Source organism: Gilliamella sp. B3464 (assembly GCF_026536145.1).
Classification (GTDB): Bacteria; Pseudomonadota; Gammaproteobacteria; order Enterobacterales; family Orbaceae; genus Gilliamella.
In genome coordinates, this window is the sequence record NZ_JAFNOQ010000006.1 from 1 (window position 1) to 25,653 (window position 25,653).

General features: G+C 34.4%; 26 protein-coding genes. 19 read left to right on the plus strand and 7 right to left on the minus strand.

The window, feature by feature from the left end; genetic code table 11:
* The 9 genes from J3U57_RS07985 to J3U57_RS08020 form a co-directional block, all read left to right on the plus strand.
* The coding region (locus tag J3U57_RS07985; protein ID WP_267344440.1) for a DUF2345 domain-containing protein at nucleotides 1-293 on the plus strand (293 nt) is incomplete at its 5' end.
* On the plus strand, nucleotides 265-672 hold the full coding sequence (locus J3U57_RS07990) for a DUF2345 domain-containing protein (RefSeq protein ID WP_267344439.1): 408 nt from the start codon (nucleotides 265-267) through the stop codon (nucleotides 670-672). The genes J3U57_RS07985 and J3U57_RS07990, both read left to right, overlap by 29 nt.
* Before the next feature lie 10 nt (nucleotides 673-682).
* On the plus strand, nucleotides 683-1,681 hold the full coding sequence (locus J3U57_RS07995; RefSeq protein WP_267344438.1) for a hypothetical protein: 999 nt from the start codon (nucleotides 683-685) through the stop codon (nucleotides 1,679-1,681).
* On the plus strand, nucleotides 1,681-2,847 hold the full coding sequence (locus tag J3U57_RS08000; RefSeq protein ID WP_267344437.1) for a hypothetical protein: 1,167 nt from the start codon (nucleotides 1,681-1,683) through the stop codon (nucleotides 2,845-2,847). The genes J3U57_RS07995 and J3U57_RS08000 overlap by 1 nt, the downstream gene beginning before the upstream one ends.
* Nucleotides 2,848-2,908: 61 nt before the next feature.
* Complete coding sequence (locus tag J3U57_RS08005) at nucleotides 2,909-4,066, plus strand: hypothetical protein (RefSeq protein ID WP_267344436.1); 1,158 nt, start codon at nucleotides 2,909-2,911, stop codon at nucleotides 4,064-4,066.
* Between the two features lie 17 nt (nucleotides 4,067-4,083).
* A complete protein-coding gene (locus tag J3U57_RS08010) occupies nucleotides 4,084-4,524 on the plus strand; it encodes a Tox-REase-5 domain-containing protein (protein ID WP_267344435.1) in 441 nt (146 codons plus the stop codon).
* 16 nt (nucleotides 4,525-4,540) lie between these two features.
* A complete protein-coding gene (locus J3U57_RS08015) occupies nucleotides 4,541-5,284 on the plus strand; it encodes an Imm52 family immunity protein (protein ID WP_267344434.1) in 744 nt (247 codons plus the stop codon).
* 248 nt (nucleotides 5,285-5,532) lie between these two features.
* Complete coding sequence (locus J3U57_RS12840; RefSeq protein WP_416379669.1) at nucleotides 5,533-5,697, plus strand: Tox-REase-5 domain-containing protein; 165 nt, start codon at nucleotides 5,533-5,535, stop codon at nucleotides 5,695-5,697.
* Nucleotides 5,698-5,715: 18 nt separating this feature from the next.
* A complete protein-coding gene (locus tag J3U57_RS08020) occupies nucleotides 5,716-6,879 on the plus strand; it encodes a hypothetical protein (protein WP_267344433.1) in 1,164 nt (387 codons plus the stop codon).
* 394 nt (nucleotides 6,880-7,273) lie between these two features.
* Here J3U57_RS08020 and glnS read toward each other — a convergent pair whose 3' ends face one another.
* The 4 genes from glnS to J3U57_RS08040 all read right to left on the minus strand — a co-directional run bounded on the left by glnS (nucleotide 7,274) and on the right by J3U57_RS08040 (nucleotide 12,659).
* Nucleotides 7,274-8,959: a glutamine--tRNA ligase gene (gene glnS / locus J3U57_RS08025; RefSeq protein WP_065634533.1), complete on the minus strand. Its 1,686-nt coding sequence runs from the start codon at nucleotides 8,957-8,959 to the stop codon at nucleotides 7,274-7,276.
* Nucleotides 8,960-9,256: 297 nt separating this feature from the next.
* Nucleotides 9,257-10,468, minus strand: coding sequence for an MFS transporter (locus J3U57_RS08030; RefSeq protein WP_267344432.1), 1,212 nt, complete (start codon nucleotides 10,466-10,468; stop codon nucleotides 9,257-9,259).
* 122 nt (nucleotides 10,469-10,590) lie between these two features.
* Entirely contained in the window at nucleotides 10,591-11,934 is a 1,344-nt protein-coding gene (locus J3U57_RS08035) for an ATP-binding protein (protein WP_267333867.1), read from the minus strand.
* A complete protein-coding gene (locus tag J3U57_RS08040) occupies nucleotides 11,931-12,659 on the minus strand; it encodes a winged helix-turn-helix domain-containing protein (RefSeq protein WP_267333868.1) in 729 nt (242 codons plus the stop codon). Before J3U57_RS08040 ends, J3U57_RS08035 begins: the two co-directional genes overlap by 4 nt.
* A gap of 156 nt (nucleotides 12,660-12,815) precedes the next feature.
* On the opposite strand from J3U57_RS08040, the gene J3U57_RS08045 reads away from it, so the two are divergent.
* Genes J3U57_RS08045 through J3U57_RS08060 form a run of 4 tightly spaced genes read left to right on the plus strand, consistent with a single transcriptional unit; the run spans nucleotide 12,816 to nucleotide 15,137 of the window.
* On the plus strand, nucleotides 12,816-13,544 hold the full coding sequence (locus tag J3U57_RS08045; protein ID WP_267333869.1) for an MtnX-like HAD-IB family phosphatase: 729 nt from the start codon (nucleotides 12,816-12,818) through the stop codon (nucleotides 13,542-13,544).
* 12 nt (nucleotides 13,545-13,556) lie between these two features.
* Nucleotides 13,557-14,390 carry an alpha/beta hydrolase gene (locus tag J3U57_RS08050; protein ID WP_065634529.1) on the plus strand — a complete coding sequence of 278 codons (834 nt, stop codon included), beginning with the start codon at nucleotides 13,557-13,559 and terminating at the stop codon, nucleotides 14,388-14,390.
* Nucleotides 14,390-14,746 (plus strand): EamA family transporter, encoded by a 357-nt coding sequence (locus J3U57_RS08055; RefSeq protein WP_267333870.1) that lies wholly within the window; start codon nucleotides 14,390-14,392, stop codon nucleotides 14,744-14,746. Before J3U57_RS08050 ends, J3U57_RS08055 begins: the two co-directional genes overlap by 1 nt.
* Before the next feature lies 1 nt (nucleotide 14,747).
* Entirely contained in the window at nucleotides 14,748-15,137 is a 390-nt protein-coding gene (locus J3U57_RS08060; RefSeq protein WP_065634527.1) for a DMT family transporter, read from the plus strand.
* 75 nt (nucleotides 15,138-15,212) lie between these two features.
* On the opposite strand, the gene J3U57_RS08065 is transcribed toward J3U57_RS08060, so the two are convergent.
* The 3 genes from J3U57_RS08065 to J3U57_RS08075 all read right to left on the minus strand — a co-directional run bounded on the left by J3U57_RS08065 (nucleotide 15,213) and on the right by J3U57_RS08075 (nucleotide 18,621).
* A complete protein-coding gene (locus tag J3U57_RS08065; RefSeq protein ID WP_267333871.1) occupies nucleotides 15,213-16,085 on the minus strand; it encodes an arginase family protein in 873 nt (290 codons plus the stop codon).
* Nucleotides 16,082-17,131, minus strand: a complete 1,050-nt coding sequence (locus J3U57_RS08070; protein WP_267333872.1) for a GNAT family N-acetyltransferase — start codon at nucleotides 17,129-17,131, stop codon at nucleotides 16,082-16,084. The genes J3U57_RS08065 and J3U57_RS08070 overlap by 4 nt, the downstream gene beginning before the upstream one ends.
* Before the next feature lie 80 nt (nucleotides 17,132-17,211).
* Nucleotides 17,212-18,621 carry an aspartate aminotransferase family protein gene (locus J3U57_RS08075; protein WP_141671563.1) on the minus strand — a complete coding sequence of 470 codons (1,410 nt, stop codon included), beginning with the start codon at nucleotides 18,619-18,621 and terminating at the stop codon, nucleotides 17,212-17,214.
* Nucleotides 18,622-18,797: 176 nt separating this feature from the next.
* On the opposite strand from J3U57_RS08075, the gene J3U57_RS08080 reads away from it, so the two are divergent.
* The 6 genes from J3U57_RS08080 (at nucleotide 18,798) to recF (ending at nucleotide 25,642) form a co-directional block, all read left to right on the plus strand.
* Entirely contained in the window at nucleotides 18,798-19,547 is a 750-nt protein-coding gene (locus J3U57_RS08080) for a MipA/OmpV family protein (protein WP_267344431.1), read from the plus strand.
* A gap of 130 nt (nucleotides 19,548-19,677) precedes the next feature.
* Nucleotides 19,678-20,586 carry a recombination-associated protein RdgC gene (locus J3U57_RS08085; RefSeq protein WP_267344430.1) on the plus strand — a complete coding sequence of 303 codons (909 nt, stop codon included), beginning with the start codon at nucleotides 19,678-19,680 and terminating at the stop codon, nucleotides 20,584-20,586.
* 192 nt (nucleotides 20,587-20,778) lie between these two features.
* Nucleotides 20,779-21,876, plus strand: a complete 1,098-nt coding sequence (ompA, locus tag J3U57_RS08090; protein ID WP_267344429.1) for a porin OmpA — start codon at nucleotides 20,779-20,781, stop codon at nucleotides 21,874-21,876.
* Between the two features lie 162 nt (nucleotides 21,877-22,038).
* Complete coding sequence (gene dnaA, locus J3U57_RS08095) at nucleotides 22,039-23,397, plus strand: chromosomal replication initiator protein DnaA (RefSeq protein WP_267333877.1); 1,359 nt, start codon at nucleotides 22,039-22,041, stop codon at nucleotides 23,395-23,397.
* Between the two features lie 15 nt (nucleotides 23,398-23,412).
* Entirely contained in the window at nucleotides 23,413-24,516 is a 1,104-nt protein-coding gene (dnaN, locus tag J3U57_RS08100; protein WP_267333878.1) for a DNA polymerase III subunit beta, read from the plus strand.
* A 52-nt stretch (nucleotides 24,517-24,568) separates the two neighbouring features.
* Complete coding sequence (gene recF / locus J3U57_RS08105; protein ID WP_267344428.1) at nucleotides 24,569-25,642, plus strand: DNA replication/repair protein RecF; 1,074 nt, start codon at nucleotides 24,569-24,571, stop codon at nucleotides 25,640-25,642.
* The last annotated feature ends 11 nt before the right edge of the window (nucleotides 25,643-25,653 follow it).

The following is a 25,653-nucleotide window of genomic DNA, read 5'->3' on the forward strand; positions in this document are numbered from 1 at the left end:
AGGCAAACTTAACTGAACTGGCGCAAAGTGGCATTTTAGCTTATGCACAGGAGGGCATGGCGTTAACCAGTCCTGAAAACATCCAACTATCCACGAGTAGCAGTATTTCCTTAACCAGTGAAAACCAGACTGACATCACTGCATTAAAAAACATCACCCTGTCTGGTGGTGAATCATTGGGATTATTTGCCCACAAATCGGGGATGAAAGTTTTTGCTAACCAGGGGGGATATAAACCTGCAAGCGCAAAATGCCAACCTGAATATGGCCGCCAAACAGGATATCAAAATTGACAGTGTTGATGGTGAGCTGACAATCACAGCCAGTCAAAAAATCACCTTAATTTGTGGTGGCTCTTATATCAAAATCAGTGAAGAGGGGATTGAACTCGGTACAGCTGGTAATGTGTATATAAAAAGCAATGCCCTGCAAAAAATGGGGGCAAAAACAATAGCACCTAATCCATTAGCACTACCGTATATTATTGGTGATTATGCTGTTAAATTTATCTGTAAAGATGAAACTGGAAAAATTTATGCCAATGAACGTTACATTGCTACGCTACCTGATGGTAGAAAGATACAAGGGCAAACCGATAAAAATGGGTATACACAATCATTCCACTCTACCAATGAAAATGAAACAATTACACTGGAATTAATTAGTAGGTAAGTTAATCAATATGCCAAATGAAAACACGCAAAAATGTAAAATTTTTACAGCTCAAACAAGTAAGCTTGAAAATGGCGAGGTTGCCACTGAGGAAGTGATATTAAAAAACGTACCAACGCCTCTTTTTATATTATTTGCTTATGGGGGCACAGGAGCAGCAAACTTTTTAAGAGCTGCCGAATTTAAAAAACAACGATTAGAGTTTAAATACCCGGATGCTGAAGTTAGAATCATAAAAGGTTTTGAGTATCCATTACAATTTAAAGCGGAATGGAAAAAACTATATAATGAATTAACCAACTCAGAAACGGCTTGTAAATATGCATTGTGGCATGTTCATTATTTTGGGCATGGTGATGAAATTTCCCTAACTTTTAGAAGCTACAGTAGGTTATACTTTGACAGTTCCGACAACATGGAACGTTTACCATGGCATCCAAATGAAGGCATTTTTGTTTTACACTCCTGTCGGGGAGCAGCTTTTGAAGATACTCTTAATATAACATACATAGAGAATCAAATTTGCTTAGCTAATACCATTTCAAAGCAGCAAAAAACACGTTGTTTAGGGCAAGTAACCTTTGGAAGTTTTAATGCTCTTGACATACTAACAGATAATAATAAAGTTGCCATACCATTGAATAAGCGAGCAAATATTTTTCATCCAAAGGACAAATGGGAAGCTGATATTATAAGTAAAGCAAAATACAGATCTCATTATGCTTATAATTATGTTAAAGATTTCTTAGAACAACCCGCTGTTTTATGGGGCTATGCCTTGTTAACAAATGATACAAAAGAAAGAACATTAGATATAAAACAAAAGTATGAGAATAATACAAAAATACAAAATTCAACTTTACCTAAGTTATATCCAATCTATCAAGAAATAGAAAAACTTGCACCGAAAAATCAAATCCTACCTTGTAGGGTTTTTAATAAAGGAGATTTAGAAGAGCGTATTGTTGAAGTGGATGTGTTTAATCAAAATGATTTGGAATATATTTAATGAGTTATACTACCAAAAAAAATAAATCAATACGGAAAAAATTAATCATTTTTGTCACTTTTTTGGGTCTTATTATCAGTATTGGCCTTATATATTTAAATACTGATAATTCAAAAAAACGAAACTATGAACTTAATCAACCGGAAAATTTAATTATGGACTTTACCATTTACCCTTCAACTATTCCCGAAAATGAATTATTACGCATAGACGAAGCTAAAAAGCTGTATAACTCAGCCTTTGACCATAGCGTATTTTATGGTGTGGTTAATCCTGACCAATTGATAAAATTTCTTAAACATGCCTGGCAATGGGATAAAAATGCCATGCCGTATTATTACGATGTTCTTAGTTGTAAAGATTTTTATGATAAAAGAGGAAAAGAGGACGGTATCATTATGTCCTTTGCTGAGTTTATGCACAAATATCGAGATCAGTTAGTGGATAGTGCTGGTAAACCGTTAGTTGAACCAGCGGTGTTTAAAAATAGTCAAATACAGTGGTATTTATGGGATAAGTTTGCCGATTTAAAATATCCCTATTTTGCCTTTCAAAATGGTTACGTAATAGGTACTTGTGGGTATGATGAACAAGGTATGGCGCGCCCCTGTCCAGATGAGCAATTAGAAAAAAGTATTGAGTATTTAAATTATGCCATTGAAGGCGGCTATCATTGCTACGAATATTTAATAGCCCGTATGTTATTTCAACATGGGCGTCAATATAAAGATCAGAAATATAAACAACTGACTAAACTAACCGAATACCGCAGAGCATTAAAATCAGATGATTTAAAACTAGCCATAGATTATGCACAGTTAATGGCCGAGCATAGCTCAATGATTGGCATATTGCGCATGACTGAAGCCTATTTCTATGGATTAGGTCGAGAGCAAGATCCGGTTAAAGCTTATGCCTGGTCACTGTTAAGCAATTATGCAAAACAAAAAATCACCGAGATAGACAACAATTTGGCGTGGGATGCAGAGCAATTACCACCAGTTTGGGAATATAACAAGCAAATCCAACAACGTTTAGAACAAATGCTTACCCCAACCGGAAAACAGGCGGCATTAGATTATTTGGAAATACTGAAAACTAAAATTGTAACTTGGGATTACAATGAATGGCGCAATCAAATAGATGATTTTCATCCTAAACCTTAATTTATTTGACTATATTGTAGTGAGTTTAAGGTTGAATAATAGTGATTAATCTGGATAGCGTGTGAAGAATAGCAAATTGAAACGTTCAAAGTTGAAAATAGTCATGCTAGTAATGATTATGATAATGGTTATTAGCCTTTATCAATTATATTTTAATCAATCATCCGATAACCAAGTTAATGTTGGTTTTGTTGAATCCGAAAATTTAATTAGGGACTTTACCATTTACCCGTCAACTATTCCCGAAAATGAATTATTACGTATAGACGAAGCTAAAAAGCTGTATGAATCAGCCTTTGACGATAGCATATTTTATGGTGTGGTTAATCCTGACCAATTGATAAAATTTCTTAAACATGCCTGGCAATGGGATAAAAATGCTATGCCATATTATTACTCTCTTCTTAGTTGGCAAAAACACTTTGATGATGGTTACAAAGAAGATGGGATGATCTCTTTTACAGAATTTATGCGCAAATATCGGGATCAGTTAGTGGATAGTGCTGGTAAACCGTTAGTCGAACCTGACGTATTTAAAAGTGAGCAAATGCGGCAGTATTTATGGGATAAGTTTGCCGATTTAAAATATCCGTATTTTGCCTATAAAAAGGGGTGGGGAATGGGTTTTTGTTGGTATGATGAACAAGGTATGGCGCGCCCCTGTCCTGATGAGCAATTAGAAAAAAGTATTGAGTATTTAAATTATGCCATTGACGGTGGCTATCATTGCTACGAATATTTAATAGCCCGTATGTTATTTCAACAAGGTGACCATTATCAGGATGAAAAGTATAAACAAATAATTAAATTAACCGAATACCGTAAAGCATTAAAATCAGACGATTTAAAACAGGCAATAGATTATGCACAGCTAATGGCCGAGCATAGCTCAATGATTGGCATATTGCGCATGACTGAAGCCTATTTCTATGGATTAGGTCGAGAGCAAGATCCGGTTAAAGCTTATGCCTGGTCGCTGTTAAGTGATTATGCAAAACAAAAAATCACCGAGATAGACAACAATTTAGCGTGGCATGCTTATCAACTACCACCAGTTTGGGAATATAACAAGCAAATCCAACAACGTTTAGAACAAATGCTTACCCCAACCGGAAAACAAGCAGCATTAGATTATTTGGAAACACTGAAAACCAAAGTGATCACTTGGAATTATAATCTGTGGCGCAACCAAATAGATGATTTTCATCCTAAACCTTAGCGTAATTAAATATATTAATGAGCGATCTATCCGCCGATTACCAAGGCGCTTTTTCAGGGGAATCCTGGCAAGAGACAGAGAACCCGAAAACCGGTAAAATGTCCCTTGAGATGAAAGAGTGGTTATACGTAGGTCCTGCTGGACGAGCCGATTTTGATGGCTGGTTAGAAATGTTTTGTTTACTGCTTGAAATGAAAGCTAATTATGATTCATTGATGTTTAGTCGGACAGAGTTTGAAGATGTAGAGAAAACGATACCACAGTTAAAAACGTTAGGCAGAAATAAAAAGCTTAGTTTTGAAAAACAAGCGAAAAGACATAACGAAATTTGTTCAAAACACCCCTACGCCCACTGTTGTTGGATTTTTATGACGCCATGGGCGTATAACGCTTTTTTGAATATTTTAAAAGTTAATTCATTCCCTGCATTAAGTGCAATTTGGGTTCCCTTACCTTAGTTATAGAGGATATTTTATGCGAGAGATATTAAATGTTCAGTTCGATATAATCATTTATTTACCTAAAGTCTCCTTCATTACCTATGCTGATTTTTGTCACCGTTTAGAAAAGGCCTTAAAGGTTTATCAACACTGTTTTGACCCCAAAATGACTTGGTATTTGTTCAAAAATACGGTGAAAGTAAAACCCGAGGCGCTAGTCTATAGTCCCGATGGTTTTACTGAGTTTGGTTTAAAAAAACTCTCTTTCGCTCACAAAAAAATCGATAAAGATGGCGATACGCTGATTTCGTTTATTGATGGTGAACACAATACTTTCGGAAAATTAATTGGTTATAGTGCATCTAAATCCTTAGATAATTCGTTTGTTCAATCTAAAATAAGTTTTTTTTTCACTGAACCCAACGAGCCTCAAATTTTAAAACAAATCACATCTTTTGTTACCGAGCTGGCAAAAGTCTTTACCGATAGCTATATTGAAATTGACTTAATGCAGACCTTTTCGAAAGTGAATGCACTATTTGTGAAACGAATTGGTGTATCACTAATAGCTTATATCCCAAGTCCCTTAAAAGCTAGCGACTATCCCGAAGCCTATCAAGTGATCCCGATTTATAAAGACGATAAACAGGTGGGAACTGTGATTGTATCGCTTGATCATTTGCCAAGTATTGAAAACACCGAAGATGTGAAAACAATCAATCGGATTGATTTAAGATTACGTGATGCTGATTTATTACCAATTAGAAGTGATTTATAAGGGATATTATGTGACAAGCTACTCTGTTCAATGTGATTATTAACTTAGTTAAAAAAACTTTCATTACCTTTGACGATGGTATTAGTGGTCTTGCAAAATTGTGATTGCCCTCCCGATACCTTTAAACAGGTTAAGCTAAAACCAATATGTCGAGGTATGAGCTTACTATTGCTCGATTATCAATAAGCGAGTGGTGATGTTGAATGGTACGTTGAGGTAGGTAATAAAAAATCAAATTTTATTCCTGAGTGGGTCTATTTTTAGAGGTTAAAGCTCATTATGATTTTTTATTTCAAAAAGGGTTAGAAAAGCCGCTGTTAAATAAATGGGCTAGGCGTTATCACAATTCTTTAGTTAGTCAAGCTAAAAAGCAAAATAAGGTATGTAGTTTTAATACTACTGCAAAATGTTAATGATTTAGAATACATTTAATGAATTATACTGCCAAAAAAAACAAATCAATACGGAAAAAATTAATCATTTTTGTCATTATTTTGGGTCTTATTATTAGTATTGGATTTATATATTTAAATACTGATAATTTAAAAAAACAAAACTATGAACTTAATCAACCGGAAAATTTAATTAGGGACTTTACCATTTACCCCTCAACCATTCCTGAAAATGAATTATTACGCATAGACGAAGCTAAAAAGCTGTATGAATCAGCATTTGATGATCAAGTATTTTATGCTGTAGTTAGTCCGAACAACTTAGTCAAATTTTTAAAACATGCCTGGCAATGGGATAAAAATGCCATGCCATATTATTACTCTCTCCTTAGTTGGCATAAATTCTTTGATGAAGATTACAAAGAGGATGAGATGATCTCATTTACAGAATTTATGCGCAAATATCGAGATCAGTTAGTGGATAGTGCAGGTAAACCGTTAGTTGAACCAGCGGTGTTTAAAAATAGTCAAATACAGTGGTATTTATGGGATAAGTTTGCCGATTTAAAATATCCCTATTTTGCCTTTCAAAATGGTTATGTAATAGGTACTTGTGGGTATGATGAACAAGGTATGGCGCGCCCCTGTCCAGATGAGCAATTAGAAAAAAGTATTGAGTATTTAAATTATGCCATTGAAGGCGGCTATCATTGCTACGAAGATTTGATAGCTCGAATATTATTTCAACAAGGTGACCATTATCAGGATGAAAAGTATAAACAAATAATTAAATTAACCGAATACCGTAAAGCATTAAAATCAGACGATTTAAAACAGGCAATAGATTATGCACAGCTAATGGCCGAGCATAGCTCAATGATTGGCATATTGCGCATGACTGAAGCCTATTTCTATGGATTAGGTCGAGAGCAAGATCCGGTTAAAGCTTATGCCTGGTCGCTGTTAAGTGATTATGCAAAACAAAAAATCACCGAGATAGACAATAATTTAGCGTGGCATGCTTATCAACTACCACCAGTTTGGGAATATAACAAGCAAATCCAACAACGTTTAGAACAAATGCTTACCCCAACCGGAAAACAAGCAGCATTAGATTATTTGGAAATACTGAAAACTAAAATTGTAACTTGGGATTACAATGAATGGCGAGATCAGATAGATGATTTTCATCCTAAACCGTAATTTATTTGACTATATTGTAGTGAGTAAAATTTAAGGTGTATTAAGAAATCGCAAATTGAAGTAAATGGACAATAGTGTGAATAAACGTAACGTTAAATGCTCGATGCTTAAATTATTAATCCTTATAATTGGCATGAATAGATTGGATGTTATTATGACAAAAATTTTGAATATTTTCGAATCATCTAAAAATAATCAACCTAAATAATGTTTTTTAATTTTATCTAGTACAGCCCCTTCTTTGGCTAAAGACTGCGTTATATATAATAATTCTAAAGATAGTTTCAAACTAGCTTTAAAATTTACTTAGTTATATTTTGCGTAAAAGTGATAACTTTTTAATTTTAATTAAAAATAAGTTAAATAAAACGCCGACTGAAGTCGGCGATCATCATTACTTAGCTTGAGTTTCGTTCCAGCTATCTCTTAATCCAACCGTTCGGTTGAATACTAAATTGTCATCAGTTGCATATTTACTATCTAAACAGAAGTAGCCTTCACGTTCAAATTGGTAAGCTTTGCCAACTTCAGCATGTTGCAGGCTTGGTTCAACAAACCCTTTTTTGATAATCAATGATTCTGGATTAATAGTTGATAAAAAGTCTTCAGCCGCCCCAGGATTTGGAGTATTAAATAAACGATCATAAAGACGAATTTCGGCTGGTTTTGCAAATTTAGCCGATACCCAATGAATCACACCTTTAATTTTACGTCCATCTTCTGGGTTTTTATTAAGGGTGGTTGGATCATAACTACAATAGATAGTTTGTATATTACCTTCTGCATCTTTTTCAACGCGATCAGCACGAATAACATAAGCATTACGTAAACGGACTTCTTTTCCTAATACTAAGCGCTTATAATTTTTGTTCGCCTCTTCTTTAAAATCAGCGCGATCAATATAAATTTCGCGGGTAAATGGTGCTTCACGATTGCCCATCTCCGGACGATTTGGATGATTTGGCATGCTGAGCACTTCATCTAAGGTTTCTGAAAAGTTTTCAATCACAACTTTCACTGGGTCAAGCACAGCCATTGCTCGTGGTGCGTTTTCGTTAAGATCTTCACGAATACAAAATTCTAGCGTGCTCATTTCAACGGTATTTTCTTGTTTGGTTACACCAATGCGGTTACAAAATTCACGAATGGAAGCAGGTGTATAACCACGGCGACGTAAACCTGAAATAGTTGGCATACGTGGATCATTCCAACCATCAACAATTTGTTCTGACACGAGTAAATTTAATTTACGTTTTGAGGTGATAGCATACTCTAAATTTAATCGAGAAAACTCATATTGATGTGGGCGAGCGTCAATTGTGATGTTATCTAATACCCAGTCATATAAACGGCGATTGTCTTGAAATTCAAGTGTGCATAATGAGTGAGTAATATTTTCAATTGCATCAGAAATACAATGAGTAAAATCGTACATTGGGTAAATACACCATTTATTGCCGGTTTGATGATGTTCGGCAAATTTAATACGATATAACACTGGATCTCGCATAACAATGAAAGGGGAAGCCATATCAATTTTTGCTCTTAAACACGCTTTTCCTTCAGCAAATTTTCCTTCTTTCATTTGTTGGAATAGCGTTAAATTTTCATCGATACTACGATCACGATAAGGACTATTTTTGCCGGGCTCTTTTAATGTGCCACGATATTCACGAATTTCATCTGCTGAAAGTTCATCAACATAAGCAAGACCTTTATTAATTAACTCAATTGCATATTCATATAATCGGTCGAAATAATCAGATGAGTAACAGATTTCACCATCCCACTCAAAACCTAACCAATGAACATCTTCTTTAATCGATTCAACGTATTCAACATCCTCTTTGACTGGATTAGTATCATCAAATCGTAAATTACATTTACCCTGATAATCTTGAGCAATACCAAAATTTAAACAAATTGATTTAGCATGACCAATATGCAAATACCCATTTGGTTCAGGTGGAAAACGCGTATGCGTGGTTTTATATTTACCTGCTGCTAAATCTGCATCAATAATTTGACGAATAAAGTTAGTTGGACGATTTTCTGTCTCTGTCGGTAAGGAACCGCTCATAAAAAAACCTCTGATTAAATATTTCAATGACGAATTTAGAAATTTGTTCTGTCACTTTTTATCATTTTGACCAAAGAATATAACAAATTTTTTGTTTTTCTGAAATGGAAAAACGTGTATTTACTGTGACAAAATAATGTTTTTTATAAAATCGATGGTTTTCCTAAAAATTGCATGTGACGACAACCTAAAAGTGACATTACTCAAATATAATTAAAACAACTATTAAAATTGGGTATTATTTATATTTGAGTAAACTAGTGAGTTTAAAATTTTAGTTTTAGTAATAAGATAATGTTAATTTTTATTTTTCTTTTCATTGACAAAAAGCATAGCGGTTATACCCACTAAAGTTAACGCTGCGGCTAAATAAAAACCACTATTTAAACTACCTGTTTTATCCGCTATCAATCCAGTAAAATAAGGAGCACAAATTGATGCGCTCATACCAAAAAAGTTGTATAACCCAAAAGCCGTACTAAGCGAAGCTTTAGGTGCATTATCGGCAACTAAAGCGATTAATACTGGATTCAAGCTTATTTTACCAATAAAACCATATAATATAAGTACTGCAATTAATACAGCATATGATTCACTATACACAATCGAAAAAATAGCAATTAATGATAATGGCATCATGCATAACACTACCGGTTTACGTCGACCAAGTTTATCCGATATATAGCTACACAACAAAGTACCAATAATTGAGATCCAAGGTACAATTGATGCAATTTGTGAAGCTTGTAATTTATCCATTCCTCTTTCTGCTTCAAGATAGTTTGGTAACCAGGTAATAATGACAAAAAAACCATATATTGAACAAAAGATTGTAATATAAGCTAAAACCAAATTGCGGTTCTTGAACAATTCCGAAAATTTTATAGACTGTGAAACCTGTGTTGCTGTCGGTTTGGCCACTTTTTCTTTAATACACACAGCCATCAGTAAAGTAACGATTATTATTGGAATAGCAACAACCACAAACGGTAGTTGCCAAGAACTATGGAATACTGAAATCATCACACTTGATAGATAATATCCCATGGCAATACCAAATGACATTCCACTGCCAATAATAGCACTGCCTAACGTTATCCATTTTTTAGGAATAGCTTCTGATGATAACGCATATTGTGGTCCATAATAACAGCCTTGTGCCGCACCAGCTAATATCCAAAGAATCAAAAAGATTATGAAAGAAGGAGCAAAATATATTGATGCAATAAAAATGGCATATAATATGAATCCTGTCACAAGCACACGCTTGCGACCTATTTTATCGCCCAATATACCTGAAGGTATTTGAAATACGGTATAAGCAAGAAAAAACAGGCTCATTATACCGCCAGTTTCAGCCTTATTTAAGCCAAACTGAGTTTGTAATTCACCAATAAGCGGGCTTAAAACTGATCGCCCAGCATAAATAACAATCCAGCCCAAAAAGAAAATGATAACTAATTTGATCCAATAAGCATTTGGAGTGGCGTTTTTTGAATCGCTTGCCATGTTACTCACCTTACCGTTGCATAAAGTAAGTATCATCTTATGATAACGTCAAAAAAATAAATTACTCACATATCACAATTATGATTATTTTTAATAAAAAAACATTGATTATAAAAAAATAATTAACAATCATTCGATTTTAATGAAACAACAAATCGTGCGCCACCCAATGGACTTGTCACCACAAATGCTTTGCCATCGTGAAATTCAGCCATTAGTTTTACATAAGCTAAACCAAGACCATAGCCGCCCGTTGAACGAGTTCGACTAGTATCTAACCGCGCAAAAGGCATAAAAATTTTTTCTCGAGCATCAAATGGAATACCTGGACCATCATCATCGATTTCAAACACAACGCCATTTTCTTGTTTGGTGATATTTAATACCGCTTTATGTGCTGCATATTTAAAAGCATTTAGCAGTAAATTTTTAACAATGGTTTCGGCTAAATTGATATCTATCACGGCTTGAGCATCTTGACTATTACACACTAACTCAAAGTCTTTGGGTTTGAATAATGCGAGTGATTGGCAAACTTTTTCGCTCCACTGTTTGAGTGATACTGCTGTTAAATTTAGCTCAATATTACTCTGCTGCATTTTAAAGTAACTTAAACTAGCATTAATTAACGTTTCAAGTTCGTTAATGTCATCATTCATACCTTTTTGTAGCAATAACCGTTCTTGTTCGTCGGTTGACTCTTCAAGCATGCTAAGTTCAAATCGCATTCGTGCCAGTGGGGTTCGAAGTTCATGCGCCATGGCATGTGAAATAGTTTGATTGGTCCCAACTAAATGTTCAATATGTGTCCCCATGTTATTAAGGACATTAGCCAATGGCTGAAATAACCAACCTTTGACATTTTCCGTTCGCGCCTTAAGATTACCCTGTCCTAACTGCTCAGCTGTCTGCCTAATATTAACTAAATCTTTCCAGACCGCACTGAAAGCAAAATAGATCAAAATAAAGAAGATAATAGCGCTAAATAATGCCCATATAATTAAAAAAACACTAAGTGACATAGTGTTAGATTTTAAAATATCGCGCATAACCATGGGCCCGAGTTGTAGCAACTTGCCATCGTTTAAATCGATATAGACAACCTCTTCATCACCATCGTATGAAAAACCTAATTTTTTTAACTCGTTGTGTACAGTTTCAGGCAGTGGTGTATTAGCGGGTAAAATGGTTATTGGATAACCAAAATAGGGTTGTAATTCATTGACCACTTCTTGAAGAGGACGATGTTTATTTTCATTAATGCGCATGCGTATCAGGTTGACTGTACCTCGTTGTGACTCACGAAACACAATATGATCATCTGGCATATCGGTTAATGATGAAGGTAAAGAATCAAATACGAGTAATGCACCATAAGCAATGATACATTGCAATGAAAGCAAAATGACCAGATAAAATACGATGCGGCGATTAAAAAAAAGGGGTTTTGCTAATAATTGGCTCAATGATTATCCCCTTCTCGCATAAATAAATAACCTTTGCCTCTTACTGTTTTAATGCGTGATGGATTATCGGGATCATCAAGTAATTTTCGACGTAGTCGAGAAATCCGAGCGTCAATTGAACGATCACTACCATCAAAATCAATTCCTCGAACTTGAGAAAAAATATCATCACGAGTCAATATATTACCGGCGTTAACAGCGAGTAACCAAAGCAAATCAAATTCAGCGGTGGTTAAATCAATTTCTTGATCTTGTAATAGCACCTTACGATTTTCACCATCAATAGTAAGATTATCAAAAACTAATGTTTTGTTATTGAGCGGAGCGGCTGTTTCTTTACTGCTATCTTTGTCTAATTCAATTTGTTTTCGCCGAAGTAGCGCTCGAATACGTGCAAGTAATAATCTTGGTTCAACAGGTTTAGCCAAATAGTCATCGGCACCCAGTTCTAAACCGACAATTTCATCAATATTATCTTCACTTGCTGTCATAATAAGAATGTAATTATTGAACCAAGTACGTATATCACGGCAGATATCAAAGCCAGATTTTTCCGGTAACATGACATCTAAAATGACTAAATCGGGATTAAATTGTTGAATTTTTTCTTCTGCACCATTACCACTATTATGCCATTGAACAAGATAACCTTGTCGAATCAAATAAACTTGTATTAAATTAGCAAGTCGCTGGTCATCTTCAATAATTAGTATACGTTCACTCATTCTTATTCTCAGTATGGTAACAGTAAGTAGTAAGGCCTTATTATACAGGCAATTTTATTCTCGTTACAAAATATATACAAAGAGCCTACAAAGTTTGAAATCACTCTATGAGAAAATTTGCGACAATATCGATAAATAGGCTATTTAATTTCAAAAATGAATAATTTTTCATCAATTACAAGTCATCTATTTCATCCATCTTATTCACAACATCATACGCCAATCGTGTTGTGTGATTTTGATGGTACTATTAGTGTTAAAGATGTAACAGATACTTTACTGAATCATTTCGGTAAAGACGGATGTGACGAGCTTGAAGAGTTATGGGTGAATGGTAAAATTGGTTCTCAAGAGTGCATGAGTAAGCAAATTGCTTTGATGGATGCCAGTTTAGCAGAACTTAATGAAGTTTTATCACAAATTGAAATTGACCCAACCTTTAAGGCATTCATTGATTACACTGATCAAAACAACATACCGGTTCACGTTGTCAGCGACGGATTAGATTACGCAATTGAATTTGTGTTAAAACGTCATGGCATAGAAAATTTACCTATTTTTGCTAATAGATTATTACACGATAATGAACGTAGCTGGCGTCTTGAATTTCCTTATGCTAATCAAAATTGCATTAAACAAAGTGGAAATTGTAAATGTAATCACGTTAAAAAACAGCAATATTTTCCACAAATTCTTTATGTTGGTGATGGAACGTCTGATTATTGTGTTTCTCATAATGTGGATTTTGTTTTTGCCAAAGATAAATTGATTCATTATTGCCAAAAAAATAATATTGAACATAGTGCTATTAAATATTTTTCTGATGTTACTCAAGCATTAAAACAGTCACAGCAAGCACTTATTCCAACTGTGATGGTAAAATAATAGGAAATAATAATGAGTACAATTCAAGATTTATCTTACTTTTTACCAGGTAATAAAAATGGGGTGCTTTTAATTCATGGATTAACAGGTACACCAAATGAGATGAGAATTTTAGCAAATGGCCTACATAAAGCTGGATTCACCGTTTATGCAATACAATTAGCTGGCCATTGTGGGACTGAAGCCGATCTTTGTAAAACCACATGGCAAGATTGGTATAAAAGCGTACAAGATGGCGCAGATTATCTAGCCAACCATGTAGATAATATTTTTGTGGCGGGATTATCAATGGGCGCCCTGCTAGCGTTAAAGTTAGCAGCTGACAGACCTGAACAAATTAAGGGAGTGGGTGTGCTTGCGCCCACTTTTTATTATGATGGTTGGAGTATGCCTTTTTGGGCAAAAAAATTCTTTTTCTTACTCGTCTATTTTAAAAAATTAGGTATTTTTCAAAAAGTTTCTTTTATTGAAAAGCCGCCTTACGGGCTTAAAGATGAACGAATTCGTGCTGTCGTTTCAGAAAGTATGCTTAGTGGCGATGCAGCGTCTGCCGGCCTTGCTGGTAACCCTTTTCCGGCGCTGGCAGAAATGCAACTATTAGCAAAAAATGTACGACAAATTTTGCCGAATGTTACCTCACCTTGTTTAATTATGCATTCGGGTAATGATGATATCGCAAATATTGAAACCAATGCCAAATTAGTTGAAAAGCATGTATCGGGACCTAAAAAATTAATCGTATTAAATGAGAGTTATCATTTAATCACCATTGATTCTCAACGCCGCGAAGTGATTAAAGAATGTGTTTCTTTTTTTAACGGTATAGTAGAAGGAACAAACACTTAATGTCACCATTAGTCATCATACTTTGGGTTAGCAATATCTGTTTTGATACTTTAGGGCAAATAGCCTTTAAATTCGCTGCAACTTCAACAAATAATCGTGACGGTTGGTACTATTGGATCGATTTATCAAAAAATCATTGGATTTGGATTGGTATTATATCCTATATTGCTGAATTCCTACTTTGGTTAGCATTTTTAACATTAGTTCCACTGTCACAGGGTGTTTTACTTGCCTCATTTAATATTATTACCATCATGTTGGTTGGTCGTATTGTTTTTAAGGAACTTCTCACCTTTCATCGTATAGTTGGTATGCTTTTAATCACAGCTGGCGTTATTTTTGTGGGATTGTCTTAATATGGCACGATTTTATTTAATTGGCTTCACAGTATTACTCATCTTTGATACGATTGCACAATGCAGTTTTAAATTAGCAGCAATTCACGCTGAACCTTTAGCGATGAGTATTGATTGGCTGGTTCGCGTATTTACTAATCCATGGATCTATATATCAATTGCTGGTTATATTTTCACGTTTTTTACCTGGATGACCTTACTAAAAAAAGCACCAGTTGGACCCGCTTTTGCCGCTTCTCATTTTGAAGTGGTGACAGTTATGATCGCATCAATTTGGTTATTTAACGAGCCAATAACCTTATTTAAATTGATTGGAACAATATTAATTGTGTCAGGAATTGTGTTTTTAGCGATAGCTGAAAACAAATTAACTCAACAAAACAATCATTAAATTAAACCTAAATTATTCAATAAAGTGTAGGTGGTTTTCTATTAAAACAACTACACTTTCTATTCGATTTTTCAGTTATATAACTAATGCTTTTAACAAGGTCAAATTAAGTTGATGTTGTTCACTTTGCCAAGTTTGTAACTTATCAGCCGGTATGATGGGTTGTTTATCTAACGAACTTAAAAAGCGCTTAAACCAGTTCGATGGTTGCCATATTGACAATTCGCCGGTGATATCACTACCAATAACACGCTGTTTAATCGATGAAATAACATCCAATAGGTGGTAAGTCTGTAACTGACCTTGATCCCAATTGGTATGAATAACCTCTTCACTTAATACATCTTTATCAATCGATAAATAAACGGGTTCTGCATTGTGATACTGTTCAGATAAAAAACTCGCAATAAGATCATCTGGAGTAGAAAAATGCCGAAATGCATGACCTAAACCTATTTTTTTTGCCCATGACACATTAACACCTAGGCTCCAATAAGTGAGTTTTTTATGAAAAAGTGGTTTCCATCTATTTTCCCAAAAATGGCTAATGCCAATATCATGTGAGGTAATACCCAATACGTGTACCTGTTTCACAAACGGTAAGCTTGCGACATAACTGACCCATGAACCACAATGAATACCAAATAAGTAACGCATATTATCGGGATGATTATCAAAAATTATTACTTCAATGGGATTTTCTGCTGAGTAATATTTCGCTAAACGCGCAATCAATAATAGTGAGATATGATGATAATCCCCGCTTCCCATCAAAACTGTACCATAATGCTCAGGTAAAAATTGTTGAAGTTTTGCGCTAAATTGTTGAAATTTAGTTCGAGAGCATCCAAAACGCAGAGTCTCTTGCCAAGCGGTTAAATCTATTTTTTTAGCATCACTAATTTCACCGACACTTTGATCAAAGTCGAGAATTATAGGGCATTTCATGCTACTTTCTCCTTGTCACTTTCAAAGTGACCAATCAATTTACGTATTACCACTCTTAATAAAGGATTGCGGATATAAACTAAATGCTTTGTTAACGTAAATTTGGCACCAAGTGATGCTTTAACTTCGGGATCGGTCCAACCGGCAATATAGTGACTAAAGCCGTTTTCAACTGCATATTCAAGATTAACAAACCAACTGACAAAATAGAGATTGAGATTTTGAGCTTGGGGGTAAACCATACCAATATATTTATCAATTAACATGTTATTGACCACGTAGCAGATATTGTAACCAATAAGTTCATTGTCATGATAATAAGTAAAAATACGTGTTTGAGCAGATTTGTTCTGTAATAATTGCACGAAAAATGGTTTAGTTAACAAATCAAAATGTACGTCGCTTTGCTGATAAACATTAAGATAAAGTTGATAATATTTATCTAAAACAGCATCATTAAAAAAACAGTCATCGCCACTATTTAAAACATTAATCTCTAGCTTTTGGCGAGATTTTAATTTCCGCCTAAAATTTTTTCGACGACTATATGAAAAACGTGAAAAAACTTCATCTAAGCTATCAAAATCTATAGGTAACCAAGCTAATGCTTGCCCTTCAACTTCAATAAAACCTTGATTTTTTAACGCTGATATAAATTCGGCAGAATATTGATTATCTTTATCACTCAATAAGGGGGAAGATAAAGGTAAATCTTTAACAATAACAAAAGGATATTCTTTGCTATAACTTGCTTTCAGGTTACCCGCTAATTTTTTTGCATCAACTTTATCATTGAGCATGCCATATTCAGAGACAGTTGTCCCAACAAAACATGTTTTAGGTTGTAACCAGTGCCGCCATTTTTTGGATAGTGGTAATTTTTCAATTTTATTTTTGAAATTATCATCAGCTGTTGTCAATAAATCGAACTTTGCTGAAAAAACAGGCACACCACCATCACTTAGCCAAGCAGCAAAATTATGTGGAGGATGATTTAAAAAATTGTCTATTAATTCATTAGGCTCTAACTGATTAATATATTTCATAACGATATAAATGTTAACTGTTTGAATTGAATAAGAGATCCCGCTAATAGCCATTAGCGGGAAAATTTAGAAATAATGGATTAAAGCTCTTTTTTAGCTCGAGTAATTAACTGATCCAGTAATTCAATACCTTGATCAATCTCTTGACGAGTAATGTGTAGCGAAGGGGCAAATGTAATTACGTTTTTGTAATAACCACCGATATCAAGCACTAAGCCCATTTTCGTACCTTTCCAATCAAGATCGCCTGACATACCAATGTCTACCATTTTATCAACCAAAGCTTTATTGGCTGTAAAACCATCATCAGTACAAATTTCAGCACGAAGTGCTAGACCTAAACCATCTACTTCACCGATCTCTTTGTGTTTTTTCTCTAGTGTTTTTAAGCCTTCAAGGAAATATGCACCGCTATCCATTACCATTTTTTCGTAATCAGTTTCAGACGTCATTTTTAACACTTCAAGACCAACGGCTGTACCTAGTGGATTTGATGCAAAAGTTGAATGCGTCGATCCAACAGGGAACACTTCTGGATTAATTAACTCTTCACGAGCCCACAAACCACCTAATGGATTTAAACCATTAGTTAATGCTTTAGCAAATACCACCACATCAGGTTTAACATCAAAATGTTCAATTGACCATAATTTACCAGTACGGTAAAAGCCCATTTGGATTTCATCTACAACTAATAAAATACCATATTGATCGAGAACTTTTTTCAAACCTTTAAAGTAATTACGTGGCGGAACAATATAACCACCCGTTGCTTGTAGTGGCTCAGCATAAAATGCAGCATATTCAGCCTGACCTACTTTTGGATCCCATACACCGTGATATTCTGTTTCAAATAAACGCGCAAATTCAGCAACTAAATGTTCACCATACTCTTCAGCAGTCATGCCTTTTGGACGACGGAACGGATATGGGAATGGAACAAACATAGCACGATCACCAAAATGTCCATAACGACGACGGTAACGGTAGCTTGAAGTAATTGAAGAGGCACCCAGTGTACGTCCATGATATCCACCTTGGAAAGCAAACATCAGTGACTTACCGCCTGTTGCATTACGAACAACTTTTAGCGAATCTTCAATACATTGTGAACCACCAACATTGAAATGCACTCGACCTTGATAACCAAATCGCTGCTCCATACCTTGAGCAATGGTTTTTGCTAATTCGATCTTGGTTGGATGCAAATATTGGCTTGCACACTGTGGTAAGGTATCAATCTGTTTTTTTAGAACATTGTTTAATCGTTCATTTGCATAACCAAAGTTACATGCTGAATACCACATTTGTAAATCAAGAAAGGCTTTACCTTCTTTGTCGTACATGTAGCTACCTTCACAGCCATCGAAAATTTTTGGCGGTTCAACATAATGAACGGTATCACCAAAAGAGCAATATTTGGCTTCGTCGGCTAATAGAGTGGCATCATCAGGGCGACTGTTAATCATTTCTAAAGTTGGTTTACTCATAATTTATCTCACTAATCCATATTCAAATATGATAAAATGTGGCATTATTATTCAAGAAATTTGTTTGTTACAATGTACAATTAATGTATAGATTTTGTGACCATTCATTTTAATTCAATTAAAACAAAAATATTCGACCAGACAATGGCATTAGAAATTTAATGGGTATAAAGAAAATGAAAAAATCGCGCTGTGCTACTTATATATTTACACTAATGACTTTAACATACATACCTATTGCTTCTGCTGATCCAACTTCTATTGGAATTGGAGCAGGTTGGGCAACATCACCATATAAGAATTACAGCTCGAAAATTTATCCAGTTCCACATATTGATTATGATAACGGTGTATTTTTTATCGATGATTTATCTGCAGGTGTTTATGCATATCAGGCCAATGGACAAAGTCTTTCAATTGGTGCTCGCTATTTAGCTAATGAATTTAAACCTCATGATTCTGATAATCACCGCTTAAAACAATTAGATACTCGCCATTCTACTCTACTTGCAGAAATCGAATATTCAATTGATACTGACTTCGGCAGTTTTTCTAGTAGTGTTGGTACCGATGTTCTTAATGAAAGTAACAGCATTTTAGCTAATGCTGATTATAGCTTACCTTACCTAGAGGGTAATTTAGTTATAGTACCAACCATTGGTATCAATTGGGCAAACAGCAAACATAACGATTATTACTATGGCGTATCTCACAGAGAATCATCTCGCTCTGGATTACGTTATTTTAATGCTGATAGTTCAGTAACCCCTTATGCTGAAATCGGCGCCCAATATTCATTAACGGATAATATTGCTACTTTTGGTGGTGTTCACGTTGATAAATTAACCGGTGATGCTGCCGATAGTCCAATGGTAGACAGCAGTACAATTACTTCTGTTTATATGGGATTATCTTATAAATTCTAAGTGTTTTGGTCTGTTTTAGAATTAAAGCTGATGATAAAACAATAGGTCAATCGTATTATTATCGTACGCTTTATTTACGACAATTATGGTAAAATAGTTATCCTAAATAAAACTTAGGAAGTGTAATAACATGCTTTGGTTTAAAAATGCCATTATTTACCAACTTAATAATGACACCTTACTAAATAAAGACACTATTGAAAAAGCAGTCAAATCCCAACTGTTTACACCCTGTGGTAACCTTGATACCACTAAAATAGGTTGGGTATCACCTTATCGTGATGATAACCAAGATAATTTAATTATTGATATCAATGGCCAATATTTACTACGTATAAAAAAAGAGACAAAAATATTACCTGCGCCAGTTATCAAACAAGCATTATTAGAAAAGATAGATAAACAAGAGCAAACATTAAGTAGAAAATTAACTAAAAATGAGAAAGCGACATTAAAAGATGAAGTCATGATTGATCTCATGCCTCGAGCCTTTAGTAAATATAATCACTATTGGCTTTGGATTGATACCGACAATAAACGTATCATTGTCGATAGTAGCAATTTTAAACAAGCCGAAGATATTTTAGCTATTTTACGTAAAGAGTTAGGCGCACTTGCCTTAACACCGTTATCAATTGATAAACCGCTAGAACAAATATTAACAACTTGGGCTAAAGAAAAACTTAGCTTTCCACCTTTTATATTAGGCGATCAAGCTGAATTGAAAGATCCGCTTGAAGGAAATGGCATTATTAGTTGCAAAAATCAAGACATCACTAGCGATGAAATGCTAATTCATTTTGATTCAGGAAAATGGATCACAAAAATGAAAATTATTGATGATAGAGGTGTGAATTTCATTGTACACAGTGATTTGACGTTAAAAAGAATCAAGTTTGATTCTATCATTTTAGATGAAAATGAAGACATCGGTTCAGATGAATTTGATAAGCGTCTCGAAGCTGATTTTATTATTATGTCAAACGTTTTAGCTAATACCATTAATGAGTTTACACTCGTGATTAACAAAATTATTTGATAATATTATTTAAATATTTTTTTAGTGTTCTATTATAAACTCTAGCTTTGCATATAAAGTATGCTATAATTACGAAAGATTATGTATAGCATAATTTACTTGAAGATAAATTATTATTAGTTTATTTCAAATAAACTTAAATAAAAACAAACTAAACAACGTCTATAACAACATATAAGTTGAGGCAAGAAAATGAAAAAAACAACTCTAGCTCTAGCAATTGCAGTTGCAAGCTTAACAGCTACTGCCGCTAACGCAGCATATGAAGACAACACTTTTTATACAGGTGCTAAATTAGGTTGGGGAGAACTTTATAGCTTAGATGCACATAAAGTTCGTGGTGATGATGAAATTGGCATTAAAACTTCAGACCGTAGCAACGTTGCTGGTGGTGCTTTTGTAGGCTTCCAAGCTAACCCTTATTTAGCATTTGAATTAGGCTATGATTGGTTAGGTTCAGCTAAATATAAAAGAACTTGGTCAGATGATAATACCAAAGCAGGTAACAGCAAAGTTTCTGCGCAAGGTGTTTCTTTAACTGGTAAATTAAGCTATCCATTATCATTCATCTCTGACGATTTAGATGTTTACGGTCGTGCTGGTGGTATGGTGACTATTGCTAAATGGAAAAACAGTGGTGACTATAAAGACTATTATGGTCATGGTGGCACTAAAACTGATGTATCTCCAGTTTATGCATTAGGTCTTGATTATCGCTTAGACGAAGACTTCTCTACTCGTTTAGAGTACCAATACACTCAACATATTCATACTAAAAGTGATGCATCACCTGATTCAGGCTTGTTAACTTTAGGTATTACTTACCGTTTAGGTTCTCCAGCAGTTGCTGCTCCAGAAGTTGAAGTTAAAACTCAAGAAAACCGTTATGTATTAAACGAAGATGTTCTATTTGCTTATGCAAAAGCTGATTTAAAACCAGAAGGACGTCAAGCACTTGATAACCTATTAACATCTCTTGTTAAAATTAACCCAACTCAAAGTGCAATTGTTGTAATTGGTCATACTGACCGTATTGGTTCAGACAGCTACAACCAAAAACTATCTGAACAACGTGCACATTCAGTAATGAAATACCTAGTAGAAAAAGGTGTTCCAGCTGATTTAATTAGTGCTCGTGGTATGGGTAAATCTCAACCAGTTACAGGTACTAAATGTAATGCACTTCGCGGCGCTGACTTAAAAGCATGTTTAGCACCAGATCGTCGTGTTGAAATTGAAGTTAAAGCACGTAACGTTAAAGAAGTGAAAGTGATCGACTCAACCAATTAATTTTGATTGATTTAATCACTAAAACCCGGCTGATGCCGGGTTTTTTTATTTATAAGATTTGGTTAGTAACTAAATAATATATCACCTTCGATCTATAAATTACCCACAAAAAAGATTATAATCAGTACTGTTTTGTTAGTAATTATAATTAAAGGGGTTATTGTGCCTACCGCTATTTGGCAAGATTGTCTTTCACAATTACAAGAAGAACTTCCGACAACTGAATTTAATTTATGGATTCGGCCATTGCAAGCGGAAATGGTTGATAATAAACTTTACATCTATGCCCCAAATAGATTTGTGCTCGATTGGGTTCGAAATAAATATCTCACAACCATATCACAACTATTAAATAAACATTTTAATAATGATTCTTTGAAGTTATATCTTGAAGTTGGCTCTACTTTATCAATTGATAAAAAAGTCAAAAAGGAACAACCGAAAGCTGATCTGGCTCCGGCATGGAAAACAACTAAAGAAAATAATAGTAACTATAATTATCATTCAGGAATCAATCAAAAACATACCTTTGATAGTTTTGTAGAAGGTAAATCTAACCAACTTGCTGTCGCGGCGGCAAAACAAGTGGCAGAAAACCCAGGTAAAGCCTATAACCCATTATTTTTATATGGATCAACGGGTTTAGGCAAAACACATTTATTGCATGCAGTTGGTAACCAAATAATTGAAGAACAAAATAATGCAAAAGTTGTTTATATGCATTCGGAACGATTTGTGCAAGATATGGTCAAAGCATTACAAAATAATGCTATTGAAGAATTTAAAAATTACTATCGATCAGTTGATGCGTTATTAATTGATGATATCCAATTTTTTGCCAATAAAGAGCGTTCACAAGAAGAATTTTTTCATACTTTTAACTCATTATTAGAAGGTAATCAACAAATTATCTTGACATCTGATCGCTATCCGAAAGAAATAAATGGTGTTGAAGATCGTTTAAAATCACGTTTTGGTTGGGGGCTAACAATAGCAATAGAACCACCAGAGCTTGAAACTCGCGTTGCGATACTAATGAAAAAAGCAGAAGAAAATCATATAAAGTTACTTGAAGAAGTAGCATTTTTTATTGCTAAACGCTTACGTTCTAATGTACGAGAACTAGAAGGTGCATTAAACCGAGTCATTGCCAATGCTAATTTTACAGGTAAAGCGATAACGATTGATTTTGTTAAAGATGCGTTAAAAGATTTACTCGCATTGCAAGAAAAACTTGTGACTATTGAAAATATTCAAAAAACTGTGGCGGAATATTATAAAATTAAAGTATCAGACCTATTATCTAAACGCCGCTCTCGCTCTGTAGCAAGACCTCGTCAAGTTGCGATGGCATTAGCTAAAGAATTAACCAATAAAAGTTTACCTGAAATTGGTGATGGATTTGGTGGCAGAGATCACACTACCGTTTTACATGCATGTCGAAAAATTGCAGAATTAAAAGAAGAAAACAATGATATTAAAGAGGATTATTCCAATTTAATTCGAACATTATCAACTTAAAAAAGAATCAACATTATGAAATTTATTATTGATCGCGAAAAACTTATCAAACCACTGCAACTTGTCAGCGCACCTTTAAGTAGCCGTCCAACGTTACCCATTTTAGGTAATTTATTATTACAAGTGAACGATAATACTTTATCAATGACAGGCACCGATCTTGAAATCGAAATGATTGCGCATTTACCTTTAACTGAAGCAAATGAACCGGGTGCAACAACAGTTCCAGCAAGAAAATTCCTCGATATCTGTCGAAATTTACCCAATAATGCGCAAATTTCGATAACCGTTGACGATAATCGATTAATAATTCAATCGGGTCGAAGTAAATTTTCCTTAGCGACCTTACCTGCTAGTGATTTTCCTAATTTAGAAAATTGGCAAAGCGATGTTGATCTTGCAGTTCCGCAAAAAACAATAAAACGACTTATTGATGCTGTTCAATTTTCAATGGCTAATCAAGATGTAAGATATTACTTAAATGGTATGTTATTTGAAATTGAAGACGGTCTATTAAAGACAGTTGCAACTGATGGGCATCGTTTAGCCGTTTGTGCTCAACCAATTGGTCAAAATATTGCTAGCCCTTGCTCAGTCATTATGCCAAGAAAAGGGGTGATAGAACTTGCAAAATTAGTTGCCGATAATGAAGAACTGATTAATATGCAAATTGGTAATAATAATTTACGCGTTAATCTTGGCGATTTTACCTTCACTTCAAAACTCATCGATGGTAGATTTCCCGACTATAAACGCGTATTACCTAGAAACCCAGATAAACCACTTGAAGTATCCTGTGATGAATTAAGAAATGCATTATCTCGTGTGGCAATTTTATCCAACGAAAAATTTCGTGGAATAAGATTATACGTACATAATGATCAGATAAAAATTACGGCCAATAACCCAGAACAAGAAGAAGCAGAAGAATTAATTGATGTTAAATATCAATCATCAGAGCTCGAAATCGGCTTCAATGTCACCTATTTATTAGATATATTAAATACTCTAAGATGTGATAGCGTACAACTTTTATTAACTGATGCAACATCCAGTGTTCAAATTGAAGATATCAATGATCAATCTGCCACATATGTTGTCATGCCAATGCGCTTATAATCATAACTTCTCTTAGCTTCTGATCCCAGTCGGAAGCCTTATTTTATACTATATGACAATTTCACAAATCAAAATTCATCATTTTCGTAATATTGATCATGCCGAGTTATCGTTATCTCGGCATTTTAACTACATCATTGGTGATAATGGTAGTGGAAAAACTAGCCTACTTGAAGCAATATACATGCTTGGGCATGGCCGGGCATTTAGACATATTCAATCCAATCGAATTATACAACATGAACAACCTGAATTAATTTTATTTAGCCAAATTGAATCTGCCAATCAACAAACACGCACAATTGGCTTATCAAAAACACGCAATAATGAAAACAAAATAAAAATTGATGGTGATGAAGGTTTTCGGCTCACTGATTTAGCAAAACTATTGCCTATTGAACTCATTACGCCAGAGGGTTTTGATTTACTCACTGGTGGTCCTAAATATCGACGAGCTTTTATCGATTGGGGCTGCTTTCACCATTACCCTGAATTTGTCTATCTTTGGAACAATTTAAAACGATTATATAAACAGCGTAATGCGTTATTAAAACAATCTTATAACTATAACCAACTATTACCTTGGGATAAACAGCTAGTCCCGGTTGCTGAAAAAATAAGCCAGATTAGAGCGGATTATACTCAACATATTTTTCCAAAAATTATAAAAACCTGTGTAGATTTTCTACCTGAATATCAATTAAATTGCCTGTACTATCAAGGTTGGGAACACAGCAGTGATTATGCAGAAATACTTTACAAGCAATTTGAACGAGATAAATTACTTAATTATACCTCGCTAGGTCCACATAAAGCAGATATCAAATTTCGAGTTGACAACATTCCCGTTGAAGATCTTTTATCACGTGGTCAGTTAAAACTACTCATGTGTGCTTTACGTTTATCACAAGGTGAGTATTATTCAAAACAAACAGGGCAATCATGTATTTATTTAATTGATGATTTTGCTTCTGAACTTGATAACAATAAACGAAATCTATTAGCAAAACGTTTAAAACTTGCAAATTCACAAGTGTTTATTACAGCCGTTAACCAAGACCAAATAACCCAGATGATCGATGAAAATGATAAGATTTTTAACATAAAATCTGGTATAATTTCATAATTGTACGAAAC

Coding starts and splice junctions, on each gene's coding strand:
- J3U57_RS07995 (WP_267344438.1), top strand. CDS start 683: ATGCCAAATGAAAACACGCAAAAATGTAAAATTTTTACAGCTCAAACA.
- J3U57_RS07990 (WP_267344439.1), top strand. CDS start 265: ATGGCCGCCAAACAGGATATCAAAATTGACAGTGTTGATGGTGAGCTG.
- J3U57_RS08085 (WP_267344430.1), top strand. CDS start 19,678: ATGCTTTGGTTTAAAAATGCCATTATTTACCAACTTAATAATGACACC.
- J3U57_RS08015 (WP_267344434.1), top strand. CDS start 4,541: ATGCGAGAGATATTAAATGTTCAGTTCGATATAATCATTTATTTACCT.
- J3U57_RS08080 (WP_267344431.1), top strand. CDS start 18,798: ATGAAAAAATCGCGCTGTGCTACTTATATATTTACACTAATGACTTTA.
- J3U57_RS08000 (WP_267344437.1), top strand. CDS start 1,681: ATGAGTTATACTACCAAAAAAAATAAATCAATACGGAAAAAATTAATC.
- J3U57_RS08060 (WP_065634527.1), top strand. CDS start 14,748: ATGGCACGATTTTATTTAATTGGCTTCACAGTATTACTCATCTTTGAT.
- glnS (WP_065634533.1), bottom strand. CDS start 8,959: ATGAGCGGTTCCTTACCGACAGAGACAGAAAATCGTCCAACTAACTTT.
- J3U57_RS08045 (WP_267333869.1), top strand. CDS start 12,816: ATGAATAATTTTTCATCAATTACAAGTCATCTATTTCATCCATCTTAT.
- J3U57_RS08055 (WP_267333870.1), top strand. CDS start 14,390: ATGTCACCATTAGTCATCATACTTTGGGTTAGCAATATCTGTTTTGAT.
- J3U57_RS08065 (WP_267333871.1), bottom strand. CDS start 16,085: ATGAAATGCCCTATAATTCTCGACTTTGATCAAAGTGTCGGTGAAATT.
- J3U57_RS08030 (WP_267344432.1), bottom strand. CDS start 10,468: ATGGCAAGCGATTCAAAAAACGCCACTCCAAATGCTTATTGGATCAAA.
- dnaN (WP_267333878.1), top strand. CDS start 23,413: ATGAAATTTATTATTGATCGCGAAAAACTTATCAAACCACTGCAACTT.
- recF (WP_267344428.1), top strand. CDS start 24,569: ATGACAATTTCACAAATCAAAATTCATCATTTTCGTAATATTGATCAT.
- J3U57_RS08040 (WP_267333868.1), bottom strand. CDS start 12,659: ATGAGTGAACGTATACTAATTATTGAAGATGACCAGCGACTTGCTAAT.
- J3U57_RS08070 (WP_267333872.1), bottom strand. CDS start 17,131: ATGAAATATATTAATCAGTTAGAGCCTAATGAATTAATAGACAATTTT.
- J3U57_RS08050 (WP_065634529.1), top strand. CDS start 13,557: ATGAGTACAATTCAAGATTTATCTTACTTTTTACCAGGTAATAAAAAT.
- J3U57_RS08075 (WP_141671563.1), bottom strand. CDS start 18,621: ATGAGTAAACCAACTTTAGAAATGATTAACAGTCGCCCTGATGATGCC.
- J3U57_RS08010 (WP_267344435.1), top strand. CDS start 4,084: ATGAGCGATCTATCCGCCGATTACCAAGGCGCTTTTTCAGGGGAATCC.
- ompA (WP_267344429.1), top strand. CDS start 20,779: ATGAAAAAAACAACTCTAGCTCTAGCAATTGCAGTTGCAAGCTTAACA.
- J3U57_RS08020 (WP_267344433.1), top strand. CDS start 5,716: ATGAATTATACTGCCAAAAAAAACAAATCAATACGGAAAAAATTAATC.